The sequence below is a fragment of the Rhodocytophaga aerolata genome (assembly GCF_030503435.1).
GTDB lineage: Bacteria > Bacteroidota > Bacteroidia > Cytophagales > 172606-1 > Rhodocytophaga > Rhodocytophaga aerolata.
Genome location: NZ_JAUKPO010000032.1, coordinates 26,229 through 52,995, shown reverse-complemented (window position 1 = coordinate 52,995; position 26,767 = coordinate 26,229). Strand labels below are relative to the sequence as shown.

Sequence of the window (26,767 nt, the reverse complement as noted above, 5' to 3'; positions counted from 1 at the left end):
ATGCAATGTATAGCAATTGATGATGAACCTCTGGCACTTAACTTACTAGAGGATTTTATCCGGAAAGTGCCCTTTTTGCACCTTGTTAAAAGATGCAACAGTGCAATTGAAGCCTTACAGGTATTGCAGGAAACGAAAGTTGACCTGGTATTTCTGGATATTCAAATGCCTCATCTGACTGGTATTCAATTCATGAATTCCATTCAACATTCAACTATGGTGATTTTTACTACTGCCTATGATAATTATGCCGTGGAAGGCTTTGATCTGGATGCAGTGGACTACCTGCTTAAACCTATTTTGTTTGAACGCTTTATAAAAGCAGTAAACAAAGCCCATGAGTTACATGAGTTAAAAGCAAGAAGCAACAGCATACCTGAAGACAAGGATGATTTTATATTTATCAAATCTGATTACAAAATGTTAAAAATCAGCTTAAAAGATATTTTGTATCTGGAGGGATTGAAGGATTATCTGAAAATTTATGTAGAAAACATTCCTAAGCCCATTCTTACGCTGCAAAGCCTGAAGATGTTTGAAGAAAGACTTCCTTCCAGAGATTTCATCCGGGTTCACCGCTCATTTATCGTTTCCCTGAAAAAAATTAGTTTCATCCACCGTAACCGCGTTGTAATCCGTAATACTGAGATTCCTATCGGCGAATCATATAATGAGCAGTTCTTTAAAGTCGTTTATAAAAAAAATATATAGTCCATCAAGTCTGCATAGGGTCTGGTATTTATCTGTCTTATGCGTTAGCATTAATTGGTAAATCATTTAGTGTACAAGCAATATGAAGAGTCAAACACTAAATATTTTTTACTCAAGCACTGAATAGATAAGTTTTTCTCTATTCATACCGTAAAGCAACAATCGGATCAAGTTGAGAGGCTTTCCGGGCAGGATAATGGCCGAAGAAAACACCTACAAGCGTAGAAAAACCAAAGGCCAGCAGCACTGATTGGATTAGAATGATTACTGGCCAGCCCATGGCTATTCCGGCTCCTGTAGCAATCAGGTAACCGGAACCTATGCCAATAACACCTCCGGTCAGGCTCATCAAAATTGCTTCTTTCAGGAACTGCAGCAGAACAGTTGACCCGGTACCGCCCCAGGTTTCTCCACGGGCTTAATTCATCGGCTATATATTATGTATGTAGCAGCTTGTATGAATTAGATCCTGCCTTGAAATCAAACAACTTGAACACTACAGAGACTAAAAGCAGCGGAAGTATACTTGCAAAAGCTAGCAGGGCGGCCAACAGAAAGATAATAATCAGGTAACATCGTAGGAACTTTAATAAGAATTTACCCATGACTTATATGTAGTATTAATTGCGAGTCAGTCCTGGGCCATCTTGATATTAGTGCAACAATCATGGAAAGCACCGATAAGAGAACCTTAAGTTGTTTAGTACACAATGCTTGACTTAATCGGGGAGGAAATACCTGCATTCGCTTAGCTACCCGCCTTCCGGAGGTACATCCGATTACCTTATATCTGCTATTATCTTAATAAGGAGACTGTACCTTTGAATACTGTTGCTCCATAATTAATTAGATAAAAATACGAACCTGTTGGATATTCCTGGCCAGACCAAGTAAACTCCCGCTCATAGGCTGTATAGACTGGCCTCCCCCATCGGTTATAAATTTCTATACTTTTAAAGGTATACTGGCAATTATCTGGTGGGAGATCAGGAATAACAAAGGTATCGTTAGTCCCATCTTCATTGGGTGTAAATACATTGGGTGGTGTAAACCTGCTCAGAAGCAGCTCAAAGTTTTCAACCTCCAGATTTACAGTTACTGTATCAAAGCGGTTAGGAGAGCAGCTGTTATCTTCAGTGATAAAGTGAATAACAAAGGCGGAATTATTTTCAGTCACTTCACAACCCGGAGTCCAGGTGAAGGGTTGCATAATTTTCCCAAGGCCACTGCTGTTTACAAACTCCATACCAGCTTCAGTTAGGGAAAAGCCAACTCCTAGGGCATATAGATTTATGAGATCATTGTCCGGATCAGAAGCAATCACATCAAAGCGGATTGTCTGCCCTGCCTGTATGGTAGCTACGTTACTAACAAGTGTAGTAGTTACCTGTGGAGCATTAGTAGGTACTGGTTCTATGTATACTCTTAGAAGAAGTGTGTCACGTTTAGGAATGGGGCATCCATTATCTGAAGCTATTACCTGGAGCAGAAGTGGATCCTCTTTGGTGTGAGCAATACAGGTGTTAAAGCAGATCCGAGACCGTAACGTATCAGCTGCTCCGTTCACTACACCTTGTGAAGTTAGAACGGTTATATCCTGCCCGGAAAAATTAAGGGCATTTACCGCTACATGTAACGTAGAATTTCTATTGGGATCAGTCACCAGTAGATCGATACATGGCTGCCCGCCATAGGATAGGGAAATGGTTTCTCCCTCCTGATAAACTGCTAGTGCGTTTACCTCTTTTGCCAGTATCACCGGAGCGTCATTTTTCGGGCAGTCAATAACCAGCAGCTGAAAATCCCGTTGTACCGCTCCAATTTTCTCGCCATTGCGGTATTCTTCGCAAAGTACAGAAAACACATAAAGCCCTACACGATTAGTTGTAAAGGTAATTTGTCCGGTTGTAGCATTAACCTGTAGTGGCTGAGGTCCGGCAATCATATTCGCTACACTAAAACCGTTTGCCCAACTGACTATGGGATAGGGAGCCGGATAAAACTGGCCTCTGACACCAGGGTGTGGCCCTGGACCAAAAGGTGTATTTCTGGCATTACTAGTTCCACGTTTGGGTGTAATTAAAGAGTACTTTAACTGGTCTCCATCGGCATCTGTAGCGCCAAAATCAAAGTAAAAAGGCTCATTCACACAGGCATAATCTCCTTTGGGCATAGGAAATGCAGGGGAACTATTGACTACCCGGTTTCCAGTAAGCATTACTGCTGGAAATTCCATATAGAAGACCATACCATTGTCACCAGGATTAGTAATGTTAACAATAGACTCATTGCGGCAGCACCGTTCCCAGGAAAAGTAATACCCCTCTGCTTCATTATATATATTGGCATCCAGAATAATTTCTGTGCTGTACTGGATCTGGCGGGTTTGCAGCCTGCCATTACTACAGGCTGCATTGGTATAATTGACTTGTGCAGATGCTACTCTAGGCAGCGTAAAAGTAGCCACTCGCCTGTTACTGCGTTTACTGAATACGGCTACAAAAACCTCCTCATCTTCTGCATCCTGCTCTCCATTAATGTCATCGAAATATAAGTTTACAGACAGTACAAACCGGTAACCTTGGTTAGTATATTGCAGATTCAATTCTCCTCCCACAATGTGCGTAGCCCAGGCTGCAAGAGTTGCAACCATTAGAAAGCTCAGAAAAATGGCTCTTTTCATTAGATAATTTATAGGCGTAACAACTAAAAACTACATCAGAAGGAATACTGCAATGCATGATATTCATCCTCACAGGGGGCATTATTCAGTGAGCACCTGCAGACTATCCAGTTCCTGTCTGGTAACGGTGGGCGGCAGCATAGACTTCTCTATTTTATAGGCTACCAGCTGTGCCGCTTTCAGGGCTTTCTCTCTGCTGGAAAATCCTTTGTTTCCTTCTATTGCAGGAATAGTTGTTTGTTTGATGTAAGGCTTTCCGTTATGGTAAATGGCGTATCCCCATCCGGCTTCGGTGGCAAAAACCTGCACTTCTGTGGGCTTGGGTGATTCAATAGTCTGTTTCATTGACTGTATTTGAGGCTGCGTTGCATCAAAGCCAAATTTGGTTCTGATATAGCTCCCTCCAATCAGGAGCAAAATCAAACATGCTACTAATAGTTGAATGAATCTAGACATGTATACTTTCTTGAAATGGCCATTCCTGATTAATCTTCTTCATCGTAGGCATCATTGGGAGCAAACACCCAGAAATCATCAAAGCGGTAGGTACTGCTTGAGCCTGTACCAATGTACCCTTTATTGCCCACCGTAAACCCGACAGCATTGACTCTGGCTGTGCCTTCAAAGGAGGTTTTCTGTTCCCAGGTATTAGCTGAGGGATTGTATTCCCAGAAATCGTTGAGGTTGGCACTGCGTACGCCTGTACCGACGTATCCTTTGCCATCTAAGGTAAAAGCAACACCGTAAGACCTGGGGTGCGCGTTTTCATCGTCATCCTCAAGTTCGGCTATTTCTGTCCAGTTGTTCGATTCTGCATCATAGACAAAGAAATCTTGTTGGTTGATCCCATTACTTTCCCCGGTACCTACGTAAGCCATATCATTTAATACAAAGCTGACAGCGCCTCTTCTTTTTGGATTTTTACCTCCATAGCTGGCTACTTGCGTCCAGCTTCCCATAGGGTTGCCATAGCTGTCATACCCGTTGCTGGCATCCATAGGATCGAATCGCCAGAAATCACTTACATAGTTTCCAGAATAGCCCGTACCTATATAGCCACCACCTCTTAAGGCAAAACCGACAGCCATCTGCCTGGCCACTCCACCAAAATCTGTTTTCTGTGCCCAGCGGTTATTTGCCAGATCATACTCCCAAAAGTCTTTGCGGTAAGTATTGTCGTAGCCTGTGCCTACATACCCTTTGTTGCCGATGCTGAAAGCAACCGCACTGTTTCTTGCCGTACCGCCAAAGTTGGCTAATTGCCGCCAGGTGCTGTTTACCGGATCAAACTCCCAAAAATCTGTCAGCCGTTCGTCGCTGGTATAGCCTGTGCCAACATACGCTTTGTCGCCAATCACAAAGGAAACAGCTGCACTTCTGGCCACTCCTTCTATAGGTGAAATTTGTGTCCAGTTTCCCAACAGGTCTATTTCCTCATCCTCATTTGCACATGAGCATAAAAACAAAAAAGGTAAGAGTAAGCAACAAACAGTAATCTTTCTCATAAATGCATCTAAATTGAAATTGATTGAGTGATCATAAATTTTAAATAATTCTGCTTACAGTATATCCAGACGATTCTACTTTCAGCTATCCGAACGAACAGGCTGATATAAGATTATAAACAGAGGTATCATACAAGAAGTGTGATTAGCAGTAAAAATGAGATATCAGTACCTATAAATAAAACAAACTATACTAACCACCATAAATCCTAGATATAAACTGTATTTTCTTCTACCAAATAAACCTGTATCAGTGATGAAATAACATAAAAAGCTGTAAGTGGGATTACAGCTTTTTTATAGTACCAATACTATATGACTAATGGAAAATGACCACTTTCTTTGTAACCTCTTCTTTCCCACTGCTGGCATTTACCAAATACATGCCGGCAGGTAAAGCAGTTAAGTCCATCTCATACACATCCTGAGCACCATTAATGGATTGATACATCACCTGCTGTCCGATGAGATTAAAGATCCTCACTTCTACATTTTTTGGCTCGTACACATTAAACAGGATATTAAATTTTCCACTATTTGGGTTAGGAAAAATTTGTAGTGCTTGGCTCAAGTTTCTATATCCGTTCACTTCTTCTTCGATAGTTTCCTTACGGAAAACTACCCGTACATTGTCCAGATAGAGATTATTGCCTCCATCATTGGTGCCTGTAAAAGCAAAGCGGACTGCCTTCTGGCCGATGTACCGGGAGAGGTTTATGGTTTCTACCCGCCAGTGATTTTCCTGCATAGGAGACCAGGCCTGAGAGGAAGTGGCAGTGGTGGTGGCAAGTGAACTGCCGGTTTTCTGATACAGAGTATTTTCCCGGGAAAAGCTGTTTCCGCAATCTGTAGAAACAGATACAGCTAACCCATCCTGTGAGAGACCTCTGCGGGCATATGAAACATCAAACACCAGGTATGCTTCAGTAACCGTAGAAAGATCATACGCTGCAGTTAGCAGAACATCTTGTGTATCAGTGTTGCGGCTCTGATAATAATTTAAATAAGCCGCTTTATTGGAAGTGTTTGACGTAGTAGGTACTGGTATATCTGTCCATCCAACCGCGTTATTCTCTGAAAGTACCTGCCAGTCACCGGGCAAGAAGTTTTTATCAAAATTAGCCCAAAAAGGTAATTCTTGTGGGATTAACACTTTCAAAGGCACTTCTACAGTATTCATGGTTGTATCAGCATCTGCATTCCCGTTGGATGAAAGTATGCGTATGCTAAAGGCATATTCGCCGGGCAATGCCTGCAGAGATGGTAAAGTAACAGTGTCGATTTGTGTTGTGGCAAGGTTCCCTGTCCAGTTGTAGCTCAAGGTATCTCCACTAGTAACCTGATACACGAACTTCACTGCATGTAGCGGATTATTGCCATAGTTGCGCAAAACAATAACCGGAGCAAAAGTATTCTCACAAAGATAAGGTTCCGGATCAGTAAGGCCTACTATCCGGGCATTGTCGGCAATCAGCCTGACAACTTCTAAACCTGGGGAGGTAAGTAAACTTGCCCGCCGTGGACTATTTTCCAGCACAGTCCGCATTCTCAGTTTCTGCTCTGCTGTAAAAATGCTCATACAGGCATCATCTGTATAATCCATGTAGTTTTCTACCATCTCCCGCTGTTTAGGACTTGTACAGGTGGTACTATCGGAAGCGGGGCAATCATAATTAGCTTCCCTGGCATTAGGCGTATCTGAGCAGTAATCATCAACGTAGCATCCGCTTGCTGCTATAGGGGCATCTCCCCAGATATGCCGCAAACCCAAAAAGTGCCCTACCTCATGGGTAGTAGTACGCCCGTAACGGAAATCATTTCCTGATACCAGCACCGCTCCTTCATCACCAAAATATTTATACCCAATGACAACGCCGTCTAGCATAGCTTCTTCCTCACCAAGTGCGGATACACCGCTTACTTGATCTGACTCAGGAAACTGAGCATATCCTAATGTATTTGTCCCGAGATTGCATACCCATATATTCAAATATTGTTCGGAAGGCCAGTAACTTAAGCTTTTCAAAGTGGCATCCTCCTCCTGAGTCCAAGTTTGTTTGCTGCCTTTTACCCGCAAAATGCCCTTGGTTGGAAAGCCTTCAGGATCAGTTAATGCCAATCTGAACTCTATCTCTGTATCTGCTCCAACCGGATTGGTATTATATCCTCTGGTGCCAGATTTACGCCGGTAATCTTCATTTAATATCCGGATTTGCGACTCTACCTGTGAATCGGAAATATTGGTGCCAGTTCCTACAGCTTCACCATTATGGATGATGTGAACTACTACAGGGATAGTATAGATACCAGTTGCTTCTGTGCGCTGGGGAGTATTTTTTGACTGCTGTATTTTACCATCAAGCCACTGCTCAAATGCCTCTGTACTTTCTGCTCCCACACGGCCAGCTTTGTTTGCTTTATTTACTTCTATTGTAGCACAAGTCCGGTGAGTTTGTGCATACACCGATAGAGAAGTGAAGAGAAAGAAAACGAGCCCTAGTAAAGACCGCCATGCAGGAACTGTTGACCAGCTAAGAAGAGCGTCTCGGTTAAGAGTCGGCTCTTTCTGAAGTATGGATAGACTATTATAATGCTGTAACATATTATTAGTATTTACTATCACATTTGATACTATTCATAGGCCCATATATTTTTTAAGCATGTGGGACTATGAAGTATCCTGAGAGAAAGGCTTGTGGAAAATAATAACTTGAAACTCTCATTAAAATTAGGCAGTGTTTCATAAGAAGGAAAAAGGAATATACTAGGCAAGAATATTTCTGGATAAAAAGCAGTAATCCATCTACCAGTCTGTTATTACTTATCCATTTGTTGATGAGAATAAGGGATTTAAGTACCTGCCAGGGCTCAAAGAACTGAGCAACCACTTTCCAATTATATGACCGTATTTAATCTGCTGATTTACTCTACTACTGGTACATCATAAAATTTCCATTTTTCCATCATAAGATAAGTAGATAAAATCAGCGGTTTAATGGATAAATCTGTAAGGTTAATATATTTCAATTTTCTGTGTGGAGTATTGCTTCTATGTTTGAATCATCGTAACAATAAAATCCTTTTGTATGCGCTTGTATTCTTGGCTAATAATTATTCTGGTTGTTTCTGCAATTTTTAGTTCTTGTGAGATACAGGGAGATAAGGATATAGGGCTTAACTTACAGCCGCAGATACAGGATATTAGTGTATACTTCACAGATACAGTTACTATTCACACCTCCACTGTGCTGCTAGATTCTATTGCTACTACGAATACAGGCTACCTGATTACAGGCCAGTACATACATAATCTGACAGGAAAAACAAAAGCCACTGGTTTTTTTAGTGCTGGCATCCATGAATCCAGCCCATCCATAGCAAAGTCTGCTGTTTATGATTCGCTTGTGCTGTTGTTGGCCTATGATGCCTATAGCTATGGAGATACCTCTCAACTACAGCTATTATCTGTACATCAGCTAGTTGATCCATTACTTGACACTAAAATCTACTATGGCTTTGATCAGGTACCCTACGGAAGTGAAGCTATCGGCAGTACGTTGTTAAAGCCTAGGCCCTTTACACAAGTTCCGCTTTCCATCCGGCTATCGGACCAGCTTGGAGAAGAAATATTTACTATGGCTAAGGCAAATAGTTTTATTTCCAGTACAGAGGTAAAAAATTATGTAAAGGGCTTTGCCTTGGTACCCGGCAGTGAGGACGACGGAGCAATCCTGAGGTTCAAGGTAAATAGTGACAGTACGGTTATTCGGCTGTATTACCATGAAACCAACCTGGATACAGAAAAACGCACCTACGATTTCAAAATCAGTAATGGCGGGAGTTATTTTAATCATTTTGTAAGTGACCGTACCTCTACAGAAATTGCTGCTCTTCAAAATACTTTTGAAGGAATTTCATCAGCAACCACGCATGAGCAGACTTATATTCAGGGAGGCATTGGCCTGCGGACACGGCTAGACATACCTTATTTGCGAAGTTTTAATACCATTAGCAATTTTGCTGTCAATAGTGCAAAGCTAACCATTGAGCCGATAAGAAGCACATATACTTCATCAGTGAGCCTTCCTTCGGCCATTGCTCTGCAAGAGGTGAACGGCTCAAATTGGATTATTGATCCGTCCATTGAAACCAGTATCAGCTTGCAAGCAAACGATCTGAATGATACCTACTCTTACAGCTATGATATGACATCCTATGTAAATACCTTATTGAAGGAAAGTACTAACTCAAAAACCAGCTTATTACTCTCTTTAGCTGCTGCCGACAATCAGAATACACTTCAAACGATTGTGTTAGGAAGTAATTCCAGCCAATATAGGATAAAGTTACAAATCTACTATACCAAAGTACTTTAATCTAAAGAGGTAAAAATCCTCATAACTGCTATTAACTTGTAGCAATTTCAACCTTCACTAACATAAGGTCTTCGGAAAATGCCATAATATTATTATTACCCATACTTGTATTCATACATTTGGGGTATATTCAAAGTAAAAGTATATGTTACATCGCCTCTCTTATAACTTGTCACCTGTGGGTTAGAAGTAATAAGGATAGCTTTAATTTACCTATACTTTTTACACCCTCTAATGAGTTATCTGAAATGGGAGTAAGTGTTGGACATCTGTGCCTTTTGATTTTGGTTTGTGAATGGCCTATGCTAAAACCGGTTTTAGTTCCAGAGGCCACCCAGCAGCATGGTAAGCATCAGGTTGAGATAGGTACGCATATTGCCCCGGCGGTTAGCGCCCAGTGGGATATACAGGTAATCCCGCCGCCAGGAAGAAAGGGTTATGTGCCAGCGTTGCCAGAAATCCGAAAAGCCAATGGCGGCATAGGGTTAACGGAAGTTGTCAGGCAATGCAAAACCATTTTTTAGTTACTATGTAGGGTAGCGCTGAACCCCACCTGTTAATAATTAACCCTTGCGAATAAAATACTTAGAATGAAAGGCTAACAGGGGTATACCATATTATAATAAGCAAGTAGAGCTGTCCTCGTCTTCGATAGTTGCTATCTATAGAGCAGGATTTTCTTAACCATCGCCGCTTTTTCCGATGAGACTTGGACCAAATAAAAACCGTTTGGTAAATGCCTCAAACTGATGACAAGCTCTTGGTTAGCTAGTAGCTGATGCTTGGCCATTACCTGTTGGCCTAACAAGGAGTGTATGGTTAGCTGCCCATTTTCCGGGAAGGTTATTTGAATATCTCCTCTGCTAGGGTTGGGATAGACAAGATAGGGTTCCTCTCTTTCTTCCAGGCCATTGGGTATAGCAGAATTTGCTTGGTTTTGCAAGAGCACGACACCTCCTGTTTGTGTACCTAAGAGTATTTCAGGCAGATTATCCCCATCCAAATCAGCAGCGGTAGGAAAAAGGAATCCTTTAAAGGGGGAAGAGATATACTCTACATTCCCCTTTTGGAAAGTTACTTCCCTACTTTCTAATTTTATGGGGGAGCGGTCAAAATTATCTTCCAAATCAGGATACATCGTAAGCTTTCCTTGTTTGTCAGCTGCCATTAGATCAGCTTTGCCATTGCCATCAAAATCAGCTATGGATAAAATCAGATGAGGCTCAAAAGCTTCCCCTGTCGCCTTTTCTATGGTGTTGCTCTGCAGGATATATTGGGGTGAGACAGCAGAGCCAGTATTCAGGTAATAGACAAGTTCACCGGAAGATTTGCTAATGAGTGCATCTACATCTCCATCCCCATCCAGATCATAGAGCAGCGGTGTGTCATCGGCATTTAAGGGAAGCGGAAGCGTGTGTACAGCATCTTTTGAAAACTGAAAGGCTCCTTTTTCAGGTGCCGTATTGAGTATATATTGCACATCTGTTCGGTCACGGTTTCTAGTAAAAGTCAGATCGGTAACCTGATCTCCGTTAATGTCTACAAAATAAGGCTTGATGTATGTCAGTTCCAGAGAGGATAACTCAAGGTAGTCATCGGTTATAAACTTGTAAGCAGCCTGCTGTGGAGTACCGATGTTCTCATAGAGAGCAATCGTAGCAGAAATCTGCCAAGTATTTGAAACCGGATTGCCTTTGTTTCCAATAAATAAATCCAGATCCCCGTCTCCATCATAATCAGCTAAAGCCGGAAACGCATTTTCCCCTACATCGAGCATGGTAGCTTGCAGGAAATTATTCTGCACAAACTCAAATTGGGGGGATGTGTTGGAGCCGGTATTTTTATAAAACAGGCTAGATTGGGTAAAATTGATTAAATCATAGGGATTGGCAGAAACATTAGGGGTGGCAACCAAATCGTTGAGGCCATCAAAATCAACATCTTCATAAAAAACAATAGGAAATTGGGGGAAGAAAATAGGTTTACTTGCAGGATACATATCCTGGGCTTCCATAAACCGCGCTTGCCTAGCGTCTCCATGATTGGTGAGTTTGCTGATGGACGAACATTCTTCATGGCTGGTCAATAAATCTTTATCGCCATCTCCATCTAAATCCAGGGCAAGCAGGCTATACCCTCCGGCATGTTTGATGCGCAAGGAGCTTTTTGCTCTACCAATAGCACTTCCACAGTCAATATCAAACACATATTCTCCACAAGATACACCCTGCTCAAATCTGCCCCAGCAGGAATTTACCCGCTTAAAGACTAAAGAATCCGCGTGGCCATAGCGTTCCATACTTTGGTTTTGATGATATTCTACCCGTTTTCCTAAGGCATCATAGGTAAGGATGTCTAGATCTCCATCTTGATCCAAATCAATAATAGCGGGAATATCCGAAAAGTAGGTCTGCAGGTTAATCATGCCTGAAGTGCCTTGCGTTTCAAGCGGATCGGCTAGGAGTTTCCAGGCTAAGGAGGAGGCAGTAGAGACATTCTGATACACTTTCACGCCTAGTTTGCCAGCTGTAAAAATATCTTTTTTTCCATCTCCATTGTAATCAGCTAGCAATACCCATCCTTGTAAATCCTTTGGAAACTGCGCTTCATAGGATAGATTATGTTGATAGAAATATTTTCCTTTTTCCTGTAAGGCTAAAAAAGTGGAAACAGTGTTAGTAAAACGTTCAAATACCACTAAATCCTCGATAGCATCCTCATTCAAATGCATCTTGCTATAGTGAACAGCATTCATACCACCGCTCCAAGGATTAGCCAGGGTATCCGCTTCTACCATGAGAGGTATAGTTGATTGAAATTCGAACCGGAAGGTTTGTGCCCGTAAGGGATTTATAAAAAAAGCAGCAAAGAAAATAAGTAGAGGAATCGTTTTATAAAAAACTCGTCTTCTCAAATAATGATTTATTGAATATAACTTCTCCATAGCGACGATTTAGTACAAATATACGCGGACAAATATTCTCCAAGTTACGGTATTTATAGTATGTCTGCCTCCGGTCTTGTCCGGATATAGGTTGACAGTTTTTAAACAAAACTGTATCTATGCAAGATCACATTCGAGAACTATTAAACCGCTATCATTATAGCGAAGAAGTTAAAGAGGCAGTAGCCTTTCGCGTGCTATTTGGTGGCGAAGATGCTAAACAAATCATGCAAGAATTAGGCATTCACTCTATCCAAACAATCTATCATTGGGTTTCATCCTATCAGCAAAAGATTGAGCAAGGACTTATATCTTTGCCTCCCATGAGTGAAAAGCAAAAACAAAACCTAGAAGCTTTAAAACAACGAAATAAGGATTTGGAAAAAGCCTTACAAGAGGCTAATCTAATGATTTTAGCCCTTCATACCATGATAGATGTGGCCGAGAAAGATTTTCAACTATCCATCCGAAAAAAGTCTGGTACCAAACGGTCTTAAAGCTGCAACATACTCAAATTGCAAAGGTAAGCGTCGGTAGCCTTTGCCGACTGTTTGATGAACCATTATGGTTCATTCAGCCGTCAAGCTTTTCATCAAAAAAGGGTATTTTTAGATCAACGTATTGCTCAATCTATGCTGGCCTTGGATTTAGTTATAGCTATTAGAAGAGAGATCCCGGGATTAGGTACAAAAAAATTGTATTTGTTATTGCGAGAACCCTTACAAAAAAGTGGCATTTCTATGGGTAGAGATCGTCTACATGAGTTACTTAGAACACATCATTTACTCATTAGGCATAGAAGATCTGTGCCTAAAACTACTCATTCCAATCATCTGCTGAGAAAATACCCTAATTTGATCAAAGGCCTTTCTATCATAGAAACTGAGCAGGTTTGGGTAAATGAATCTTTCTTGATTCATTGATATGACTTACATTTATGTTGGTTATGATTTTAACTATCTATCTCTCATTACTGATGCGTATTCGAAAAAGATTATAGGCTACTGCTTACATCAATTCTTAAGTACAGAAGGCTGCTTGCAAGCCTTGGAAATAGCACTTGCCAATCGTAGTAAAAGGGAGAATAAGCTTATTCATCGGACCTGCGACGATGTCTGCATCGGGTCCGTTCTGACCGTGGAGTGCAGTATTGTAGCTTTGAATATGTAAAAAAGCTCAAAGCAGCAGGCATCACTATCAGCATGACCGATAGTGGTGAAGCCTATGAAAATCCAGGACCCGATGCAGACATCGTCGCAGGTCCATAGCAGAAAGAGTGAATGGAATACTAAAGCACGAGTTTAAGTTAAATCAGGTATTCAAAAGTCATATGGAGGCACGATTGGCTGTAGAAAGAGCGATTACTAATTACAATACACTTCGCCCTCATATGAGCTGCAGTAACTTGACTCCTTCATTGGCTCATCAGCTAGAGGAGCCTTTAGTAAAGAAGTGGAAGAAGAAGTCTTACAATAATGAAGGTAGTACTACTAAGAACTCGTGAATTAAAGAGCGGTGGACTTGTGGATAACTCTTGCAGAGTTACCCACAAGTCCACCGCTATGACAATGATAGTTTTAAGATAAAAATACTTATGATTTTTGTCAACCTTGATCAGTACACAGGTATAATAACAAAGAAGAATATTTTACTTTTGTCAAGCTATATCCGTAATTAGAATTTGTTTTTTTTATCCAACCAAAATCGTCAACTTTTTTCCGGACGAGACCTTGGTAAATCTATTCTAGGACTATCAATCAACGGTCAACATTTTTTAGGACGACATAGGGACATATATAAGTAAAGCGAAACGGGGAATTACTTTAACCACTCCTTTTCTACAATTCCAGAATCTGGATGCTACATACGCTCGTTTTCCATCCTCCATTTTTACAGGGGAAGTCCATATTTTTCCTATAGAAGCTTTTTTATAGATTCTTTTTGAACTTCGAATTGTTGACTTATCATTTAATACGGAAGTAGGCTCAGTTCCTAGAAAATCATTTTCACAAATTTGGACTGAAATAAAAAGTATCCATATAAGAAATGGTTTATTCTATATGGGAATAGCAATGGTAGCAGCCTTTATTGGAATATATATGCGTATAGTTTGCTTATATTGTTTGAGGTAGCCTCTAATCAATCTCTTCGATAAACGACAGACAAGGATAAGTAAACAGTGAAAAATCCCTCCAATCTCTTAAGTATTTTTGCTACTTCCTAGGTTCATTTTTTGTAAATTGCTATTTATCTTAAAACTGCACTTTGATGAGAAAGAGGCTGATTATATACGTTTCTCTGCTTTTTTTATTTTTTTCCTTCACTCCATTAAAAGCCCAGCAATGGCAAGCTTTATACGATAGTTCGTTTGCACATCTCAACCGGGGTGAGTTTAAGCAAGCCATTGCTACGATGGAACAAGCACTTTCTGTCTCGAAAGTAAAGTATACCAGTGATCCAAAAGATACTTTATATGCCGTCAGCCTGGCCGACTTCGGATACATTCATATGCAATCGGGTGATTATACTAAAGCGGAAGATTATTTTAAACAAGCCCTCAGGGTGAAAGAAAAGTCTTTCGGAAAAAACAGCAATAGCTACGCTGTTACAGTAGTTGACCTGGCCAATTTATATAGAGATACCGGCAAATATGGCCCGGCAGAAGATTTATATAAGCAGGCGCTGGATATTTATAAAACTGTGTATGGCGAGAAACATTATCATTATGGGGTGGGCCTCAACAATTTAGCCTTAGCCTATGAACAGATGGGCCGCTACGAACAGGCCATATCACAGTACAAAAAAGCATTACCTATTTATAAACAGGCTCTTGGCGAAAAAGATGTCAATTATGCTTCTGTGCTTAATAACACGGCTATGGTGTATGAAGCCACCGGCTATTACGAGCTGGCAGAACCATTGTATACGGAGGTATTGGCCATTTTAAAAGAAGTTGTGGGGGAAAAACATGAGTATTATGCCACTACCTTAAGTAATATAGCTGTAATGTATGAGTACATGGGCAGGTATCCACAGGCTGAAGCACTTAATTTGCAGGCACTGGCTATAAAAAAAGAAACTGTAGGAGAGCAAAGTTCCCAGTATGCCATTTCTCTCAATAACCTGGCTTTTCTCTATAAATCCATGAAACAATATGAAAAGTCGGAGCCGTTACTGAAACAAGCGCTTGCTATCACCAAAGCCACGTTGGGTGAAAAACATCCTAATTATGCTAGATCGCTGAATAATCTGGCTTTGCTCTATAACCAGTTAAATAAGTATGAGGAAGCTGTTCCTTTACAGCAGCAAGCCCTTGCTATTTACAAAGAAGCTGTTGGCGAAAAACATGGTGATTATGCGTCTTCTTTAAATAATCTGGCTTTTTCTTATAAATTAATGAAGCGCTACGACCAGGCCGAGCCACTTTTCAAACAAGCCATTGCCATTAATAAAGAAGTACTCGGAGAGCGGCATCCCAGTTATACGCGGATGATTGATAACCTGGCCTTTATGTATGTGGCTTCTAGACGTTTGCCTGAAGCTGAAACCCTTATCCACCAATCCATTACGAACTCACTCCGCCAGATTGAGAATTATTTTCCGGCCTTAAGCGACAGAGAAAAAGAACAGTTTAATAACACAGTTAAAAACTATTTTGAAAAGTTTAACACCTTCGCCCTGATGCGTTATACACAAAATCCTGCTATTCTGGGAGATATGTATAATAACCAACTTGCCACTAAGGCCTTATTACTGAATGCATCCAGTAAGGTAAAACAGCGCATCCTCAACAGCAATGATACCAGTTTGATTAAGACCTACCGGCTGTGGTTAAGTGAAAAAGAAAACCTGGTTAAAATTTATAAACTACCAAAATCTGAAATTGACAAACAGGGGATAAAACTTGATAGCCTGGAACAACATGCCAACAGCCTCGAAAAAGAGCTTTCCAGGCGTTCGGCTGTTTTTGCTCAAAACAGTGAACAAGTTCAGCTCAACTGGCAGGCCGTTCAAAAAACACTCAAAAAGAAAGAAGCAGCTATTGAACTCATCCGTTTCCGCACCTTTAATTTCAGTAGTGTAGGTGAATTTTCGGATACAGTATATTATGCTGCCCTGCTGGTTTCGAGAAAAACTAAAAATCATCCACAGCTTATTCTGCTGAAAAACGGAAATGAACTCGAAGGCCGCCGGTTAAATTATTATCGCAATACCATGCTGCAGCGCCAGACAGATTCTGTATCTTATCACTATTACTGGCAGGAAATAGCCAAGGCTTTAACAGGAATACGCAAAGTATATTTCTCCCCGGATGGCGCATACAACCAGATCAATATTAATACATTATTGAACCCAAAAACCCAACGGTATCTCATTGAAGAATTAGATATACAGGCAGTAACCAATACCAAAGACCTTCTGGCAACCGGACAATCAAATACTACAGAAAATAAAACCGCCTCACTGTTTGGAAGTCCGGATTATACGATAGCACCTGATAAGCGGGAAGCACTGGCTCAACAAGTAAAAAGCAGTAATATTGAAAATACAGAGCCGGTTTTATATACGTTGAATCTGGAACGGAGTGATAATCTGGTAGTGTTGCCAGGCACCAAAATGGAAATTGATAACATCCATAGAATCACCTCCGGACAGCAATGGAAAAACGATGTATTTATGGAAGAACAAGCGCTGGAAGAAAATATCAAGGCTTTGCATGGCCCAAAAGTATTGCACATTGCCACACACGGGTATTTCGAAAAAGATATAGACCCTGCGTCCGCTTCTGCCAGAAATCCATTGTTACGCTCCGGACTAATGTTGGCTGGTGCAGCCTACACGCTCAAAAACCCTTCCATGAATGCAATGGAAGAGCAAACGGTGGAAGATGGCATTCTAACTGCCTATGAGGCGATGAACCTGGATCTGGATCGTACAGATCTCGTGGTGCTATCCGCATGTGATACTGGCCTTGGCGAAGTAAAGAATAGCGAAGGGGTATACGGATTACAACGGGCTTTTAAAATAGCAGGTGCTAAATCACTTATTATGAGTTTATGGAAAGTAAACGACCAGACCACCCAGGAACTTATGACCGGATTCTACGAGTCCTGGATGCAATCAGAAAATCCACATGTTGCTTTCCGGCAGGCACAATTGCAACTTAAACAGCAACATAGCCACCCTTATTACTGGGGTGCTTTTGTAATTACCGGAAAGTAGCACTAATGAAATAGTCTTATCTTGTTGATAGCCTTAGTAACGGTTGGTTTTCAAGCATACAGGCCCTCCCAAGCTTGTCTATACAGACGATGCAAAACGAATAGCCAAACAAGAAAAACGTTCAATTTGGTAAAGCGTCAAAAAAATCAGCTATGGCTTGTGGCGCATGTTGGGTTTCCCTTATTTTAGAAGACTGTTAGTTAAGCACAATGTAAGGCTCTCTATTTGTCGGACAGAGTTCAGGAAGAAAAACTTGGAGGTTATCCCGAGTATAGAATACTTTATCAGGAACAACAAAGGGGAATTTAACTTAACTCACTCTTTGTTTACTATTCAAAAAACAGACTTTTAAATCTACTCCCTTCCTCCATTTTTACAGGTAAATTTCAGCATACTTCTATCCAGCTAGAAACAGCGTATAAAGCCAATGAAAGAGGCCACTTTAGTGGCCTCCATTAATTCAGGTTTAATTTTAATGTGACGGAAAGGACGTATTGTGCTTACGGATAAATGGTTTGTACAGCTTTGATATCCCCGGCAGTAAAGGCTTGCCAAGGTAAGACCACTGAATTCATCACTGAATTAGCATCCTTTGTGGGAGTACCACTGATGAAGATACCGCTGTTCTGATCTGTATGCATTAATCCAAATGTATGACCCATCTCATGGGTCATGGTGAATACTTTATAACTTTCACTTATCGAGTTATATTTAGAATTGATGGTGATTTCAAAGCCAGCCTTACCAGTATAGGAAGGTAAATAAGCCCGAGCCACCCAGTTCTCGGCTGCATAGCCTAATTTAATCACCACATCAGCTGAATTGCGTGTAGTAGTTTCCCGCAAGTAAAGGCTAGTTCCATTGATAGCATTCCAGTTTTGAATGCTTTTCAGGGTTGCTGTTTTCCAAGAAGCAGGAACAGTAGACTCAAAAAAGTAATCGATATTAGTTACATTGGCTTTACTTACCAAGTAGTTGTAGCGCCATTGATCGGTTCTTGCTACCATCGATCTGGAATGCCGTTCCCGTACATCGCTTTCTTTTGCTAAGATGTCATTATTGATTACAAAGGTGCTGTCAGTAGCTAGATAGATGATCTGAGTAGGATCAAAGCCTGTAGTAGAAGCTAAATATTGAGTCAATTTCTCAATACTTAATTCTGTTTGACTGGGAGTGGGCATCCTCCCCTGTGTAGGAGCGATCTCTTCCTTTTTCTGACATGCAATCAAGCTTGTCCAAATGAAAGTAAACAAGCACATTTTGTTAACAAAGGGAAGATAGAAAAGTGGGTTCGGTTTGTTCATATAAAGAATTATTTAAATAAAACATCTTGAAGGTAATCACTTATAAATGATTATATCAATAAAAATTTATTAAAATATTATTGTAATCAAGTAATATAATTTTACATATTATCTCAATATTGGATCATATATAATGATTAAGTATGTTACTAGTGGCCTAAATACTATTCATAGAAGCCAGTACCGTTGTCCAGATTCCTGTTATACTAAGTAAAGGAGCTATGTAAGAAAAGATGAATAAGTAAGCTACTAAAGCTAGTTAGGAATTTGAAGTAAAGTTGAACCCAAACTTGAGTAGGAAAAAATGGATAAGAAGGGTCAATAAGCGTAATAGGGTTTTCTGCTGGTATGCTTGACAAAATAGCCTATCTCCACTATCCTCCAAAAGGTGGGCATAGGGGTATAGAAAATCCATAAAGAAATTTTGTAAATACTTTTTTCCCTTTTGCCCATTTTTTTATCTACTAAACAGAAAGGGGGAGTTACTTAAACTCCCCCTTTCTGGCAGAGATAGCAGAGATATTAGAATTGGCAAAAGGGGGAGTACTATAGTTGTAGGATAACATTTGACATCCTACTTCTTCTCCTCTTGCCTACATCTATGTTTCAACACTACTATAGGTAAAGCATTTCGCTTTGTTTACTTTATTCACTTCTGAGTGTATGAATAGGATTGATCCTGGCTGCGTTTATAGCCTGTGTACCCACCGTTAACCAGGTAATCAATAAGGCTGCTACGCCGGCAGTGATAAAATACCATGCCTTCAGATCAATTTTAAAAGCAAAATTATCCAACCAGTAGGTTAAGAGTAGATAACTCAGCGGCAAGGCAATCAGTATAGAGACCAGCACCATTTTGGTAAACTCCCTGGACAGTAAGTATATAATATTCCACTGGCTGGAGCCTAATACCTTCCGAATACCTATCTCTTTTCTTCTTCGTTCAGCCGTAAAAGCAGTTAATCCAAATAATCCTAAACAAGAGATGAGAATGGCCAGTCCAGCAAAATATTTAGATAAGCTGGCAACCCGTTGTTCTGCTTCGTACAAGGCCTGGAAGTTCTGGTCTAGAAATTTGTACTCGAAGGTGAAGCCTGGATTATAGGTGGCATATAGTTTTTGCAACCCTTCTATGGCTTCTTTTTCCTTACCAGCACTGGCTCTGGCGATAATAAACCGAGTATTTCTTGGGGCTAATCTGAAAAACAGCGGTTTTACTTTCTCATGCAACGATTCAAAATGAAAATCCTTCGCTACCCCAATGATTTGCATATCGTTACCATAAAGGTTAATTACTTTGCCAATGGGATCCTTCATGTTCATAAATTTGATAGCGGCTTCATTGAAAATAATTTTTGCACTATCTGCGCCATATTCTCTGGAAAAGGAACGGCCTTCTTGAATATCCACACCCATGGTTTCAATGGTACCATAGTTCACAGAAACACTTTCAAATTCTGTTTTATCATTGGGATCTTTCCCATCCCATCGGATGCCATAGGTACCTCCATTATGACCGGTAAGGCTATGCCCCATGCTGGAAGCATTCACTATTCCAGGCAGCTTTTTTACTTCTTCAATAAAGGTTTCCTGGGTGCTTTTATCGTACAATTTTCCCTCTTTATTGATGTAGATTAAATTTTCCTTTTCATATCCCAGATGCTGATTCTGCACAAATTCTATTTGCTTGTATACTACCAGTACGGCTACAATTAAAATAATAGAAAGAGAAAACTGAAATACGACCAGTCCTTTGCGTATCCATAATTCACCCATTGAGGTAGGAAGTTTTCCTTTTAGCATAGCGATGGGATGAAAACCCGATAAATATAAAGCTGGATAACTTCCGGCTACTACGCCAGTGAACACAGTTAAAATCAGCACACTGGTAATAAGCGTTGGATCGAGCGAAAGACTTAATTCTTTTCCGGTGATTTTATTGAATGTTGGCAGGAACAGCATAACTATACTAAGGGATGCAAGCATGGCCAGAAAAGCCATCAGCAAGGATTCGCCCATATACTGATATACCAGCGACAACCTGTTGGCACCAATGGTTTTTCTTACGCCTACCTCTTTCAGCCTTCTGCTGGCTTTGGCTGTAGACAGGTTCATAAAGTTGATACAGGCAATGACCAGAATAAACAGCGCAATAATGGAAAAGAGTTTAACATACTCTATCCGGCCACCTACCAGTACGCCATTTTCATATTTGCCATACAGATAGTTTTCGGAGAAGCGCTTTAGAAACATAGTACGGTGGGTAATTTGCCCTTCTGTTTTTGTTTTCACATACCCGGCAATTTTCCGGTTGAATGCCCCTATATCTGTTCCTGGTTTGAGCAGCAGATATGTAAAAGGAGCGGTATTGCCCCAGGCATATGCCCAATCGTTTTCTTCCACAAATTTTTCAAAGGACAATATAAAATCCAACTGCTGCGAAGAATGGGTAGGTGCATCTTTGTACACCCCAGACACCTGAAATACTTTGTCATGATCGACCTCAACACTTTTGCCAACCACATTCTCAGTAGTACCGAATAGATTTTTTGCCAGTGTTTCAGAGAGGACAATGGCGTTTTTATCGGCCAGCACTGTGCTGGCATTGCCACTCAGGAACTGGTGAGAAAACACCCGGAAATAATCTTTACTGGCATAGCCCCCTTTCGCTTTGATGTTCTTCTCTCCCACTGAGAAAGTAGCCTCTACATACCTGTCCCTACCTCCTAAGAGGGTAGCTGCATACTGTACTTCAGGCATATCTTCTGTCAGGGAAGTAGCGGTTGGGCCGGAAGTAGTCCAGAAAGTGACCAGGCCCTCGGCGCTTTCACGGTTTTCCAGTACCTGATATAACTGTTCGTCTTTCTCATAAAATGTATCCATCAGGAGTTCATCCCGTACCCACAGATAAATAAGTAAAGTACAGGCAAGGCCAGTGGAAAGGCCGATCAGATTAATAAAGAAGGAACTTTTAAAACGTGTAAAATTCCGGTAGCTGAGTAATAAATAGTGCTGAAGCATATCAATAGGATTGAGTGGTGGATAAGCAGAGGTTTTTTTTCGCCATAATCTCGGGTGAATCAGTCGTAGCAGGTCCAATACATAGAATAATCTGGCTTTTCTGACACTATGCTGTTGCAGGCGTTTTTCAAAAAGTTCCTGCAAATCACCCTGCACTTCTTCCAGTAAATGATCGGCAGCCAGCCATTCCAATAGCCGCTCTGCCCAGCGTGGGGGTTGAGGATAATTGACTGGCTTCATGAAAAACTTGTATTGAAAGCTCCTTTTGGAATAGCTGCCCATAGGTCGTTTCGAAGGGTTCTGGCTTCAAACAGCGATCTTTCTCCGGCTGGCGTTACGGTGAAAAGGCGTTTGCGCCTCCCTCCTCTTTCGGTGGTTGCCTCGCCGAATCTGGATTTTACCAAACCTTTTTCTTCCAGGCGTTGCATGGTCCGGTGAATGGCGCCTATGCTCATAGGTCTTTCCATCCGGCGTCCTATTTCCTCCAGTACAGCTACACTATAGGCATCATCGTACAAGGCAGCAATGGTGAGCAAAACAATTTCTTCAAACTCTCCAAGTTGGGTTCCTTTCATGGTGGGTTATAGTTGAATACACATATCTTTCTCACTTGCCTAACAAATATACAGCCAATCTCGTAAATAGCTTTTTGTCAAATAGTAACATATATTTATGAAGGAGCAATTATTTCTACCACTGTTCATTTGGGGACACAATCTGTCCGAATTGGATACAAGGCAAGTGAAGAAGAAAGAGATTGATTGTTTAGTTTTTCTATAATATATAGTTAATACAAAGGAATCGTATAAATTACTTCTACCCCTGGTCATTGGACAAGTTCCTTTTCTCTATTTTGAGGTATCTATAGTAGCTATTGCATACAAGGAAAGTTTATGCAATAGCTACTATAGATACCTCAAAATAGAGAATGCTTAAAAGAACGCTTAAATTAACCCTAACCCTTATCCTAGGGTTGGTTGGATTACTCCTAGTCTATCTAGGAACTGCTTTTTGTTTAGCTAGAATAGCAGTCAACAAGGATGCTGTCAAGAAGCAAGAAGTGACTATTTATATCCTTACCAATGGTGTACACACGGATCTTGTTTTGCCCATCCGAAATCAAGTTAAAGACTGGTCCACTTCCATAAAGGCTGAACATACAATTGGGAAAGATGCAACAGCCAACTTCATCGCCTTTGGTTGGGGAGACAAAGGATTTTATTTGGAAACGCCCACCTGGGCTGATTTAAAATGGAGTACAGCCTTTTGCGCTGCCTTTGGGCTAAGTAACTCAGCTATACACACCACTTTCTATAAAACCATCACGGAGGATGAGCATTGCAAAAAGATACAAATCAGCTACCATGACTACCAGAAGTTAGTGGCGTATGTAGAAAAAAGTTTTAAAACCTCCCAGCAAGGGCAGGTGATACCTATCATCACAAAGGCCAATTATGGAAACAATGATGCATTTTATGAAGGAGTGGGTAGCTACAGTCTGTTTCAAACCTGTAACACGTGGGCAAATACTGGATTAAAAGTTTGTGGCCAGAAAGCAAGCCTTTGGACACCTTTTGACAAGGGAATTTTTTATCATTATCAGTAACCATAGCTTCCTTGTTGGAAAAGTATGTGGATGGAAGTTAATAATAGGGTAAACCTGCATGGATAGCTACAAGCCCAGCTTCTATCCAGCAAAAACTACTCAGATACGAGAAGTGTATATAGCCTGTCAACAAGTAGGCCTGTTAGCTGTAGCATCTGTCGCAAGTCTACTTGAGAGGGGAGTTAAATTAACTCCCTTTTTTTATTAGTGCTTAACTTTTTGTCCAGATTTTGTTGCAAGTTCAATATCTTGTTCAATAAAAATCGTACTGTTGGCCCAAAGATGTCAGCCGCTACAGAAGCAAGCGTTTAGTAGCGGACCTTATGACTTGTTTTCATACCCTTTCATCAATGTATCTAAATACCCTTTCTTAATGGCTCTCTCTGAGAGGTAAGTAAAAAAGGGCTCCACTATTTTTTGAAAACCCATCATACGTGAATTATTTAAGCGAACAAATAATGCCAGTTCCACCAGCTTTTTTGGCGTACTAGCTTTGGTTACCCGGCCATCTACTTCCAGACCTTTTAACATCAACATTGGCTTTTCAAAATCTGTATTCCCCAACCGTATAACAGCTCTGATCAGGCATTCTTCCTGGTAAATATTGTGATAATAGTGCTTCTCGTAAGGTGCTATCGTCAAACTGTCCCCTTGGTGTACCTGGTAAATGTCTTTGCCATTCCCAATTTCTAACCTACCCTTTAGGATTTCGAAAGACTCGCTAAATAGCGTAGGTAGCGCCAGGGTGTTTTGTTGCCGGGCAATATATTGAACTCAATAATGGATTTGCTGCCATTCTTAGCAGATTTTACTACCTTAATGAAACTCTCAGAGGCTTTTTTTTAGCGGTTTGGCCAGGAATAAAACAAGACCAGTAGCCAGACAAATAATGAGTGCGGCAATATGGGGCATGGCCTGTGGCAGTGAATTATAATCATTACTCAAAACAATCAGCATATCCCCGAAAGGAATAATGGCGGCCGTCAGCAGGGCAACACCCAGCGCTTTGCGCTGCTTTAGCCATACCAAAGCGCAAACGAGCAAGCCTGAAAATAGGTCTCTTACCTCTTTTATATAGTGAAACGAAAAGTCGCCAGCAGTCTGTAAACGGATGCCATAAGCTGCCTCTGCCAGCTGTGGGGATATCAAAAAAGACTGCCGATGAAAAGCATTCCTAAGCCTGTTAGGAAAACGATGATGTAGGAAATTTTAGTTGCCATATGCTTTCTTTGGCTAGTCATGCTTTGCTAAAAAATGGAATTATTGCTTTACCAATCTCCTCAGGCCAAGCGATGAAAAAGTAACTTTTTTACCAGTCGCAGTCCTCCAACCGGAAGACGGCATCGATGCTTACTTGCAGCACATGAGCAATCTTAAAAGCAAGTAAAGTGGAAGGAATAAACTTACCCGTCTCAATGGCATTGATGGTTTGTCTGGAAACTTTTACTTTATCGGCTAACTCGGCTTGCGTCATATTGTTTCGAGCACGTTCTACTTTGATTGTATTTTTCATTCCTCGCTAATCTCGCTGCTTTAGATAATAGAATAGAGCTAAAGCCAGCAGCAAGATAATGCCAAGGGATTCATAAGCTGAAAGGGATTGAATGAGTTTGCCCGAATCAGGCTCCTGTGGACTTATGAGGAAATAGTTAATCAAATGGGTGATGAAAAAGCCCACTGGCACCGCCCAGGTCAGGGCTTGAAATTTGAGCTGATGAATGCGTTCGTCATCGGTTTTTTCTTTGGAGAAAAAGATAAAGATCAGGCCCCAGCAACAAAGACCGGAAATCAGCTGAATGTCCAGCAATTGATAGCACCAATACTTGGAAAAGAAGGAATAAAAGCCCCATAGGATACAGCCGATGCCTATAATATTCATTCTATAGGAGTAGGAGAAGACATTTAGTAAAGTATTCATACTAAGTAAAGTTTATAGGTCTAAATTACATTTAGACCTATAAACTTTACTAAATGTCAAGTAAATACGTCTTGATAGACGTATTCTTATAAGCACAAAGAGAACGCATGCTTAACAACCTGATAAGCTTCCACCTTTCCGCTTCAGTATGTCCAGCCAAATACTGATGTTTGCAGTAGTGATGGGGTCTACAACTAAGACTCAAAAAAAAGTACAACTAATTTATATTCTCTTCTTATAAATGCACTATACCTGTTGATTATATTCGCTCATTCAGCAGTTGTATTGATGGAGTCACTCCAAAGGGGGAGTAAATTTAACAACCCTTTCGAGTAACCATGCTCACTCTTCTTACTTTAATAGCTCCATGTGCTTTCTCCTGATTTTTTCCCAGTCCTTACTGTTTTCGCTATCATTAACATTTATATATCTGTTGAATTAATTAGGCGTCCTCAATTTTTTCGTGTAGCTGCTTCTGAATATCTGCCAGTATCAACAAATATTTGGTCTTATCCAACCCTGCAAGATACTGCCGATAGCTGCATATCTTGGAAGCATGCTTTCAGCAAAAAAGGGTCCTCTCTTGAATACAAACCTTCATATAATACTGCAAAAATCTTTGCATATTCTCCCTTACCGAGTCTACGAATAAACCTGTCCTCCTCTGTAGATTTGCTGCCAATAAAAAGGGGATTTCCTCCCGGATCGGTTGGCGTGAAACGGCGGTCATCCACCAGACTTTAAACCTTAGTGACCTTTGGAAATCCATTTCTTGGAATTTTCCCATAGTAGCTCTTTAATCCATTCTCGAACCTGTGGTTGACCTGGTCCAAGTCTCTTACCGGCAGATAACAAGTTGCATTTTCCGATGCAACCACCTTTCGGCTGCCATAGAAATGCAGTTCAATATTTTTCCATCTTAGACAGGCATATGGATTGGAGGAAGTATATATGCCTACTACTTCAAATCCCAGCGCTTTATAAAATTCAACCTGCGCTCTGATATTAGCACATCCCACAATGGTAATAACTTTTTCGTGACGATCGAAAGTATTTTTGTCTGTTTCCATTTAGAAGTGAATAAAAGACAAAAGTAGCCCTTCCAATTCTGCTAAAATTGGGAAAAATAGACATGATCAATAAGAAGTAACCGAAGTGTAGTTACGGGGAGTGAACCCGGAAAATTGTTTGAATTCGTTGATAAAATGGGCTTGATCGTAATAGCCAAGCTCAAGAGCCATATCTGTGTAGCTATCGAATTTTCAACCGGGGAACAAAGCACTTTCAAATCGGATAATTCTTGCATACAATTTTGGGTTGAAACTGCAGAAATTTTTAAATCTACGCTCAAACTGTTTTTGGGACGATGAGCATTCAGTAACCAAACTTATAATATCAACTTGGCCCCGCATGGCTCTTATCCTTTTTATAGCCTTGAGCATAACAAGGTCCTCTATGGCATTCTTATTCAGGTGC

General features: G+C 40.7%; 21 protein-coding genes and 2 pseudogenes. 7 read left to right on the top strand and 16 right to left on the bottom strand.

Annotated features, from left to right (window positions below; genetic code table 11):
- Positions 1–711 (top strand): LytR/AlgR family response regulator transcription factor, encoded by a 711-nt coding sequence (locus Q0590_RS30090; protein ID WP_302041364.1) that lies wholly within the window; start codon positions 1–3, stop codon positions 709–711.
- 139 nt (positions 712–850) lie between these two features.
- Here Q0590_RS30090 and Q0590_RS30085 read toward each other — a convergent pair.
- The 5 genes and pseudogenes from Q0590_RS30085 to Q0590_RS30065 form a co-directional block, all read right to left on the bottom strand.
- A pseudogene (locus Q0590_RS30085) lies at positions 851–1,096 on the bottom strand (ABC transporter permease); the annotation flags it as partial.
- A 411-nt stretch (positions 1,097–1,507) separates the two neighbouring features.
- Positions 1,508–3,364: a T9SS type B sorting domain-containing protein gene (locus Q0590_RS30080; protein WP_302041362.1), complete on the bottom strand. Its 1,857-nt coding sequence runs from the start codon at positions 3,362–3,364 to the stop codon at positions 1,508–1,510.
- A gap of 111 nt (positions 3,365–3,475) precedes the next feature.
- Positions 3,476–3,739, bottom strand: coding sequence for a DUF4907 domain-containing protein (locus Q0590_RS30075; protein ID WP_302041361.1), 264 nt, complete (start codon positions 3,737–3,739; stop codon positions 3,476–3,478).
- A gap of 140 nt (positions 3,740–3,879) precedes the next feature.
- Positions 3,880–4,899, bottom strand: coding sequence for a Kelch repeat-containing protein (locus Q0590_RS30070; protein ID WP_302041360.1), 1,020 nt, complete (start codon positions 4,897–4,899; stop codon positions 3,880–3,882).
- Positions 4,900–5,218: 319 nt separating this feature from the next.
- Complete coding sequence (locus Q0590_RS30065) at positions 5,219–7,501, bottom strand: T9SS-dependent choice-of-anchor J family protein (RefSeq protein WP_302041359.1); 2,283 nt, start codon at positions 7,499–7,501, stop codon at positions 5,219–5,221.
- A gap of 484 nt (positions 7,502–7,985) precedes the next feature.
- Between Q0590_RS30065 and Q0590_RS30060 the strand changes: the two genes are divergently transcribed.
- A complete protein-coding gene (locus tag Q0590_RS30060; protein WP_302041358.1) occupies positions 7,986–9,275 on the top strand; it encodes a DUF4270 family protein in 1,290 nt (429 codons plus the stop codon).
- Positions 9,276–9,595: 320 nt separating this feature from the next.
- Here Q0590_RS30060 and Q0590_RS30055 read toward each other — a convergent pair.
- Positions 9,596–9,790, bottom strand: a pseudogene (locus Q0590_RS30055) (MBOAT family O-acyltransferase); the annotation flags it as partial.
- A 143-nt stretch (positions 9,791–9,933) separates the two neighbouring features.
- Complete coding sequence (locus Q0590_RS30050; protein WP_302041357.1) at positions 9,934–12,219, bottom strand: T9SS type A sorting domain-containing protein; 2,286 nt, start codon at positions 12,217–12,219, stop codon at positions 9,934–9,936.
- 119 nt (positions 12,220–12,338) lie between these two features.
- Here Q0590_RS30050 and Q0590_RS30045 point away from each other — a divergent pair, with 119 nt between their 5' ends.
- The 4 genes from Q0590_RS30045 (at position 12,339) to Q0590_RS30035 (ending at position 17,442) form a co-directional block, all read left to right on the top strand.
- The gene (locus Q0590_RS30045; protein WP_302041356.1) at positions 12,339–12,716 is read left to right on the top strand and encodes a transposase; all 378 of its coding nucleotides are present in this window, start codon (positions 12,339–12,341) and stop codon (positions 12,714–12,716) included.
- Positions 12,717–12,770: 54 nt separating this feature from the next.
- Entirely contained in the window at positions 12,771–13,142 is a 372-nt protein-coding gene (locus Q0590_RS30040) for a hypothetical protein (protein ID WP_302041355.1), read from the top strand.
- Positions 13,143–13,483: 341 nt separating this feature from the next.
- Positions 13,484–13,723, top strand: a complete 240-nt coding sequence (locus tag Q0590_RS37650) for an integrase core domain-containing protein (RefSeq protein ID WP_366970547.1) — start codon at positions 13,484–13,486, stop codon at positions 13,721–13,723.
- Positions 13,724–14,487: 764 nt separating this feature from the next.
- On the top strand, positions 14,488–17,442 hold the full coding sequence (locus Q0590_RS30035) for a CHAT domain-containing protein (RefSeq protein WP_302041354.1): 2,955 nt from the start codon (positions 14,488–14,490) through the stop codon (positions 17,440–17,442).
- 500 nt (positions 17,443–17,942) lie between these two features.
- Here the strand turns inward: Q0590_RS30035 and Q0590_RS30030 are convergent, their stop codons facing one another.
- From Q0590_RS30030 to Q0590_RS30020, 3 genes are all read right to left on the bottom strand, one after another.
- Complete coding sequence (locus tag Q0590_RS30030; RefSeq protein WP_302041353.1) at positions 17,943–18,746, bottom strand: M57 family metalloprotease; 804 nt, start codon at positions 18,744–18,746, stop codon at positions 17,943–17,945.
- A gap of 645 nt (positions 18,747–19,391) precedes the next feature.
- The gene (locus Q0590_RS30025; protein WP_302041352.1) at positions 19,392–22,007 is read right to left on the bottom strand and encodes an ABC transporter permease; all 2,616 of its coding nucleotides are present in this window, start codon (positions 22,005–22,007) and stop codon (positions 19,392–19,394) included.
- Positions 22,004–22,342 (bottom strand): PadR family transcriptional regulator, encoded by a 339-nt coding sequence (locus Q0590_RS30020; protein WP_302041351.1) that lies wholly within the window; start codon positions 22,340–22,342, stop codon positions 22,004–22,006. Before Q0590_RS30020 ends, Q0590_RS30025 begins: the two co-directional genes overlap by 4 nt.
- A gap of 353 nt (positions 22,343–22,695) precedes the next feature.
- Here Q0590_RS30020 and Q0590_RS30015 point away from each other — a divergent pair, with 353 nt between their 5' ends.
- A complete protein-coding gene (locus tag Q0590_RS30015) occupies positions 22,696–23,373 on the top strand; it encodes a TIGR02117 family protein (protein ID WP_302041350.1) in 678 nt (225 codons plus the stop codon).
- A gap of 321 nt (positions 23,374–23,694) precedes the next feature.
- Here the strand turns inward: Q0590_RS30015 and Q0590_RS30010 are convergent, their stop codons facing one another.
- The 6 genes from Q0590_RS30010 to Q0590_RS37645 form a co-directional block, all read right to left on the bottom strand.
- Positions 23,695–24,015 (bottom strand): hypothetical protein, encoded by a 321-nt coding sequence (locus Q0590_RS30010; protein ID WP_302041349.1) that lies wholly within the window; start codon positions 24,013–24,015, stop codon positions 23,695–23,697.
- A 186-nt stretch (positions 24,016–24,201) separates the two neighbouring features.
- Positions 24,202–24,522, bottom strand: coding sequence for a DUF4267 domain-containing protein (locus tag Q0590_RS30005; protein ID WP_302041348.1), 321 nt, complete (start codon positions 24,520–24,522; stop codon positions 24,202–24,204).
- 160 nt (positions 24,523–24,682) lie between these two features.
- The gene (locus Q0590_RS30000) at positions 24,683–24,886 is read right to left on the bottom strand and encodes a helix-turn-helix transcriptional regulator (RefSeq protein ID WP_302041347.1); all 204 of its coding nucleotides are present in this window, start codon (positions 24,884–24,886) and stop codon (positions 24,683–24,685) included.
- 6 nt (positions 24,887–24,892) lie between these two features.
- The gene (locus tag Q0590_RS29995) at positions 24,893–25,291 is read right to left on the bottom strand and encodes a hypothetical protein (RefSeq protein ID WP_302041346.1); all 399 of its coding nucleotides are present in this window, start codon (positions 25,289–25,291) and stop codon (positions 24,893–24,895) included.
- A 740-nt stretch (positions 25,292–26,031) separates the two neighbouring features.
- Positions 26,032–26,361, bottom strand: coding sequence for a DUF8817 family protein (locus Q0590_RS29990; RefSeq protein WP_302041345.1), 330 nt, complete (start codon positions 26,359–26,361; stop codon positions 26,032–26,034).
- A gap of 66 nt (positions 26,362–26,427) precedes the next feature.
- Positions 26,428–26,532 (bottom strand): hypothetical protein, encoded by a 105-nt coding sequence (locus Q0590_RS37645; RefSeq protein ID WP_366970542.1) that lies wholly within the window; start codon positions 26,530–26,532, stop codon positions 26,428–26,430.
- Between the last annotated feature and the right edge of the window lie 235 nt (positions 26,533–26,767).

Coding starts and splice junctions, on each gene's coding strand:
- Q0590_RS30090 (WP_302041364.1), top strand. CDS start 1: ATGCAATGTATAGCAATTGATGATGAACCTCTGGCACTTAACTTACTA.
- Q0590_RS30080 (WP_302041362.1), bottom strand. CDS start 3,364: ATGGTTGCAACTCTTGCAGCCTGGGCTACGCACATTGTGGGAGGAGAA.
- Q0590_RS30075 (WP_302041361.1), bottom strand. CDS start 3,739: ATGAAACAGACTATTGAATCACCCAAGCCCACAGAAGTGCAGGTTTTT.
- Q0590_RS30070 (WP_302041360.1), bottom strand. CDS start 4,899: ATGAGAAAGATTACTGTTTGTTGCTTACTCTTACCTTTTTTGTTTTTA.
- Q0590_RS30065 (WP_302041359.1), bottom strand. CDS start 7,501: ATGTTACAGCATTATAATAGTCTATCCATACTTCAGAAAGAGCCGACT.
- Q0590_RS30060 (WP_302041358.1), top strand. CDS start 7,986: ATGCGCTTGTATTCTTGGCTAATAATTATTCTGGTTGTTTCTGCAATT.
- Q0590_RS30050 (WP_302041357.1), bottom strand. CDS start 12,219: ATGGAGAAGTTATATTCAATAAATCATTATTTGAGAAGACGAGTTTTT.
- Q0590_RS30045 (WP_302041356.1), top strand. CDS start 12,339: ATGCAAGATCACATTCGAGAACTATTAAACCGCTATCATTATAGCGAA.
- Q0590_RS30035 (WP_302041354.1), top strand. CDS start 14,488: ATGAGAAAGAGGCTGATTATATACGTTTCTCTGCTTTTTTTATTTTTT.
- Q0590_RS30030 (WP_302041353.1), bottom strand. CDS start 18,746: ATGAACAAACCGAACCCACTTTTCTATCTTCCCTTTGTTAACAAAATG.
- Q0590_RS30025 (WP_302041352.1), bottom strand. CDS start 22,007: ATGAAGCCAGTCAATTATCCTCAACCCCCACGCTGGGCAGAGCGGCTA.
- Q0590_RS30020 (WP_302041351.1), bottom strand. CDS start 22,342: ATGAAAGGAACCCAACTTGGAGAGTTTGAAGAAATTGTTTTGCTCACC.
- Q0590_RS30015 (WP_302041350.1), top strand. CDS start 22,696: ATGCTTAAAAGAACGCTTAAATTAACCCTAACCCTTATCCTAGGGTTG.
- Q0590_RS30000 (WP_302041347.1), bottom strand. CDS start 24,886: ATGAAAAATACAATCAAAGTAGAACGTGCTCGAAACAATATGACGCAA.
- Q0590_RS29995 (WP_302041346.1), bottom strand. CDS start 25,291: ATGAATACTTTACTAAATGTCTTCTCCTACTCCTATAGAATGAATATT.
- Q0590_RS29990 (WP_302041345.1), bottom strand. CDS start 26,361: ATGGAAACAGACAAAAATACTTTCGATCGTCACGAAAAAGTTATTACC.
- Q0590_RS37645 (WP_366970542.1), bottom strand. CDS start 26,532: ATGGCTCTTGAGCTTGGCTATTACGATCAAGCCCATTTTATCAACGAA.